This window comes from Thermogladius sp. (assembly GCF_049970955.1).
Taxonomy (GTDB): Archaea; Thermoproteota; Thermoprotei_A; order Sulfolobales; family Desulfurococcaceae; genus Thermogladius.
On sequence record NZ_JBMFLY010000058.1, the window covers coordinates 1 to 5169 of the forward strand.

General features: G+C 58.5%; 5 protein-coding genes. All 5 read left to right on the plus strand.

The window, feature by feature from the left end; all coding sequences use genetic code 11:
- Positions 1-105 precede the first annotated feature (105 nt).
- Entirely contained in the window at positions 106-525 is a 420-nt protein-coding gene (gene rbsD, locus ACP5VX_RS06055) for a D-ribose pyranase (RefSeq protein ID WP_428724989.1), read from the plus strand.
- Positions 526-630: 105 nt separating this feature from the next.
- Positions 631-1575 (plus strand): ribokinase, encoded by a 945-nt coding sequence (gene rbsK / locus ACP5VX_RS06060; RefSeq protein WP_428724993.1) that lies wholly within the window; start codon positions 631-633, stop codon positions 1573-1575.
- Positions 1576-3099 carry a sugar ABC transporter ATP-binding protein gene (locus tag ACP5VX_RS06065; RefSeq protein WP_428724990.1) on the plus strand — a complete coding sequence of 508 codons (1524 nt, stop codon included), beginning with the start codon at positions 1576-1578 and terminating at the stop codon, positions 3097-3099.
- A 3-nt stretch (positions 3100-3102) separates the two neighbouring features.
- Positions 3103-4068, plus strand: a complete 966-nt coding sequence (locus ACP5VX_RS06070) for an ABC transporter permease (protein ID WP_428724991.1) — start codon at positions 3103-3105, stop codon at positions 4066-4068.
- Between the two features lie 112 nt (positions 4069-4180).
- Positions 4181-5169: D-ribose ABC transporter substrate-binding protein (locus ACP5VX_RS06075; RefSeq protein WP_428724992.1), on the plus strand; the 989-nt coding region annotated here is incomplete at its 3' end.

Consider the following 5169-nt stretch of genomic DNA (forward strand, 5'->3'; position numbering starts at 1 on the left):
GGGTGAGAGCTACCTGGTGCTCTCTCTCGAGGGCGGCGGCCCGGGGTTACAGTAAGGGTTACAGTAATATAGCTCGGGGGCAGATTACGAAGTTGGGTGGAGGCGTTGTTGAAGTCCCAGATCATACACCCCGAGCTCCTATACGAGCTGTCTAAGCTCGGGCACACAGACGTGTTCGTCATCGCAGACGCGGGGCTCCCCATACCACCCGGCAAGAAGAGGATAGACCTAGCGTTCGCGCCGGGTAGACCGGGCTTCCTGGAGGTCTTGGAGGTGGTGTTGAGGAACGTGGTGGTCGAGAAGGCAGTTCTAGCCAGCGAGATAAAGGACCGGAACCCCGAGGTGCACAAGAGGGTACTCGATTTGATCGAGGCCAACAAGGCGTCGTGGAAGAACTTCGAGCTGAAGTACGTGCCCCACGAGGAGTTCAAGGCCGTATACGTGGCCTCGTCCAGGTTCGTGGTGAGGACAGGCGAGTACACGCCGTACTCTAACATAGCCCTAGTCGCCGGCGTCCCCTTCTAGGAGTGGGGCCGCAGCCCACCTTGGGTGCTACATTTAGTAAAAAGAGCTAAACGTATATATCGCACGAGTTTATAGAGTTATTTCAAGTCTGTCAACGTGAGCTTCATGATAACAGTCCTCGGTAGTATACACGTGGACTTCGTAATCAGAGTTAAGAGGTTCCCCCACCCGGGCGAGACAATACTCGGGCACGGGTTCACGATACTCCCCGGAGGTAAAGGCGCCAACCAGGCCGTGGGATGCGGCAGGCTAGGGCTAAAGACCTTCATGGTGGGTAAGATCGGCAGGAGCTTCCGCGCGATGCTCGTCGACAACTTCAAGTCGAACAACGTCGACACCTCCTACATCGCGTTCTCCGACGAGCTCGAGACCGGTGTAGCTGTTATCTACGTCAACGACGAGACGGGCGAGAACATGATCGCCGTTGACCCTGGAGCGGACTACGCTTTGTCGAGAGAGGACGTAGACAGAGCCGAGCCGGCTCTCTCCGCGTCCAGGGTGTTCCTTACTCAGCTTGAGATACCTCTGGGGGTCGTCGAGTACTCGCTCGCGAAGGCGGGCGAGTACGTTGACTACGTGGTGTTAAATCCCGCCCCCGCGAGCAGTTTGCGAGGAGAGGTCTTGAGACACGTAGACGTTATCACGCCCAACAGGTCGGAGGCCTCGCTGCTCACAGGTGTAAGAGTCACCGACGTAAAGAGCGCGGTGGAGGCTGGCCGGAGGCTGATTGAAATGGGTGTAGAACACGTGGTTGTGACGATGGGGTCCGAGGGCGCAGTCCTCGTCGCGAGAGACTACGCACTTTTGTTCCCGGCTTTCCGAGTGAGCGTCGTGGACACGACTGGTGCGGGGGACGCGTTCAACGCCGGCCTGGCGTACGGCCTGGCCACAGGCCTCTCCCTCCCGGAGTCCGTGAAAATAGGCGTCGCGGCAGCTGCTATAAAGGTGACGAAACCGGGCGCCCAGACTGGGCTGCCGTGGAAGGCCGACCTAGACGTCTTCGCCCAGAGGAGGGAGTTCCAGGAGTACGAGCCGGTCGTGGTGGCCTAGATGAGCACACCCCCCGCGGTCAAAGCCGTCAACTTGACCAAGACTTTCCCGGGCGTCGTGGCCCTAAACAACATCGACTTCGACGTCATGTACGGCGAAGTCCACGCTGTAGTGGGGCAGAACGGGGCCGGGAAGTCTACGCTCGTCAAGGTGCTGAACGGTATATACCCCCCTGACAGAGGCGAGATCTACGTCGACGGGAGGCAGGTGAGGATCAGGAGCCCGGCCGACGCTAAGAGGCACGGTATTACTCTTGTACACCAGGAGATCATGGTTTACCCGAACCTCACAGTAGCGGAGAACATATTCGTGTCAAAGCTGTCGCGCGGCCGCGCATCCGGCTTCGTTGTAAGTAGGAGGGAGCTGGACGACTACGCCTCGAAGTACCTTAAGATGGTCGGCTTGGACGTCGACCCCTCTACGAAGTTAAGAGACCTAGGGGTTGGGGAGCAACAGCTGGTGCAGATAGCTAGGGCGCTCGCGGAGGACGCAAAGGTGATCTGCCTCGACGAGCCAACAAGCGCCCTCACACCCGGCGAGGTGGAGAGGCTGTTCAGCGTGATAAGAGACCTGAAGTCGAGGGGGAGGGCTATTGTATACATAACGCACTACATCGACGAGGTCTTCAGGATCGCCGACAGGGTCACCGTGCTACGCGACGGGGTGAAGGTAGCCACTAAGAGGGTCTCGGAGACCAGCGCGTCCGAGGTGGTCTCGCTCATGCTGGGGAGGAGCCTATCAGAGTTCTACACCTATAAACCAGCCGTCGAGACCGCAGGGCCCCCCCTGTTAGTAGTCAAGAACCTGAGCACGCAGCCGACAAGGCCTTCCGAGGTGCCTCTCAGGAACATCAGCTTCGAGTTGATGAGGGGCGAGGTACTGGGGGTCCTAGGCCTCCTAGGCTCTGGTAAGACCGAGCTCGCCAAGTCGCTTATCGGTATGCAGAGAGTGGTCTCTGGAGAGGTGTGGGTCGAGGGGAGGAGGGTGGAGATAAGGAGCCCTCTCGATGCCGCGAGGCTGGGGATCTTCTACCTCCCCGAGAACAGGAGGTTGGAGGGCATAGTCCCTCTCATGAGCGTAAAAGACAACATCCTACTGCCGTCAATAGACCTAATCGCGAGGTTCGTCAGGAAAAGAGTCCTAGAGGAGGCCATAGCCAGCGACTGGGTTAGAAGGCTCAACATCAAGACGCCCTCCTTGTACACGAAGGTGTCTAACCTGAGCGGGGGGAACCAGCAGAAGGTGGTCATAGCCAAGGCCCTGGCGCGCAGGTCTAGGATACTCATATTCGACGAGCCTACGATGGGCATAGACATCGGCGCTAAGGTGGAGATCAGGAGGATCATTGCCAGACTGTCCGAGGAGGGACACTCGATCATCCTGGCCACCTCCGACGTCGACGAAGCCCTCACGCTCTCCGACAAGATCCTCGTCTTGTACAAGGGGGAGGTCAAGGGTTATTTACGTAGAGGAGAAGTAAGTAGAGACAAGGTCGTGAAGTTAATGTCCGGCTACGGGGGTTGAGCCGTGGGCTTAAAAGGGGCTAGCCTGTCAACCCTTGTGAGGAGGTTTCTGTCTCTCGAGGAGTCCAAGCCGCTCGTTGCGCTGGTAGTCCTGTACCTCGCCTCAGCGGTGATCTCGCCCTACTTCCTAACGGTCTACAACCAGAAGATCCTTCTACTACAGGCCTCGCCACTGGTCATGCTCGCCCTTGGCGAGTCCATGATCATCGTGATGGGGAGTATCGACCTCTCGCCCGGCTCGACCATGGCACTCGCAGGCCTAATAGCCGCACTCGCGAGCAACGTTTACGGGTTCCCCGTAATACTCAGTGCGTTGATCGGAGTTGGAGTGGGCGCCTTGATCGGCCTCGTCAACGGTCTTGCCGTGACCAAGGCGAAGATCCCGTCCTTCGTCGCGACGCTCGCCTCTATGGTCGCCGCGAGAGGCCTTGTCCTCCTCGTCACGGGCGGGACGTCTATATACGGGCTAGTGGGCTACGAGTGGCTCACCGACGAGACAGCCGGCCTCGCCAACATGGTCTGGCTGTTCATCGCCTTCACCGCCTTAACGTACTTCATACTGAAGAAGACCACGCTGGGCTTGAAGGTCTACGCTATAGGCGGCAACGAGGAGGCTGTGAGGTACTCTGGGTTGAACGCGGACAACGTAAAGATCGCCGTGTTCACGATAGCGGGGTCTTTCTACGCCATCGCCGGCCTGATGATGAACGCCAGGCTCCAGGCCGCCTACCCGTGGACAGGCTACGGTAGCGAGCTGGACGCAATAGCGGCCTCGGTGCTAGGCGGCATACAGCTCACAGGCGGTGTCGGTTCGCCCGTGGGCTCGTTCATAGGAGCCTACATACTGACATTAATATCAAACATACTCATCCTCCTCGGAGTGAACCCGTACCTCCAGTGGGTGGTCAAAGGCTTCATACTAGGTGTAGCGGCCCTCACGCTGACCCGCGGGCTACGCTACGTCAAGTGAGGCTACCTCGGTAAACACGTATTCTATTTTCTGTAAGTACGAACACGTGTTCAAGTTAGACTTATATACTACCAAGATAAACTAGATACTCAAAGTGCGACAGTTGAGTCCTATGGGTAAGGCTCTGTCTAAAACCATAACCTACGTCATTATAGCTATTGTCGTCATCGCCGTTGCCGGCGGGCTCGCGTACTGGTACTACAGTAGCCAGAAGCCCTCTGGGATCAAGGTAGGCCTCTTCATAAGCAACCTGGGCAACCCGTACTTCGCGCTTTTACGCGACGGCGCTCAAGCGGCTGTCAACGAGCTCAAGAGCAAGGGGGTCAACATAGAGATGGTGGTCTACGACGCTAAGGACGACCCCTCGCTCCAGTCCAACCAGATAGAGACGGCTGTGGGCCAGAGGTTCAGCGCCCTCGTCGTCAACCCCACGGACATACAGGCCATCCAGCCGTCGCTGAGCAAGGCTAAGAGTGCTGGCATACCTGTCGTTACGACTGACCGTGACGTCGCCGACAAGACCCTGAGGTTCGTCTTCATCGGTACCGACAACGTTAAGGGCGCTGAGCAGGCGGCCAACGCGCTGATCCAGGCCCTCACAGAGAGCGGTAAGCCGACCCCGTGGAAGGTCGTGATACTCAACGGTATCCCGGGCACTACCGCCGCCATTGACAGGAACAAGGGCTTCCACAACGTCCTAGACCCGCTTGTATCGCAGGGTAAGGTCGTGATCGTCGCGGAGGAGGTGGCCAACTTCAGGAGGGACGAGGCCCTGAGCAAGATGGAGTCGATACTAGCCGCCAAGAAAGTGGACGCGGTGATAGCGGCTAACGACGAGATGGCGCTCGGCGCTATACAGGCCATCAAAGGGGCCGGGCTCACGCCGGGCAAGGACATCATAGTAGTGGGCTACGACGCCATCCCAGACGCCGTCGCCGCCGTGAAGGCGGGTGAGATGTACGCCACGATAGCCCAGTCGCCCTTCCTACAGGGCTACTGGGGTATCCTGGCCGCGTACTACAGGGTCACCCAGAACTGGAACCCGCCCGCAGACTGGATCCCCACACCGACCGTCGTGGTGACGAAGGCCAACGCCGACAC

What these genes read in the sequence shown, in the direction of transcription:
- ACP5VX_RS06065 (WP_428724990.1), top strand. Translation starts at nt 1,576, where the DNA reads ATGAGCACACCCCCCGCGGTCAAAGCCGTCAACTTGACCAAGACTTTC.
- rbsK (WP_428724993.1), top strand. Translation starts at nt 631, where the DNA reads ATGATAACAGTCCTCGGTAGTATACACGTGGACTTCGTAATCAGAGTT.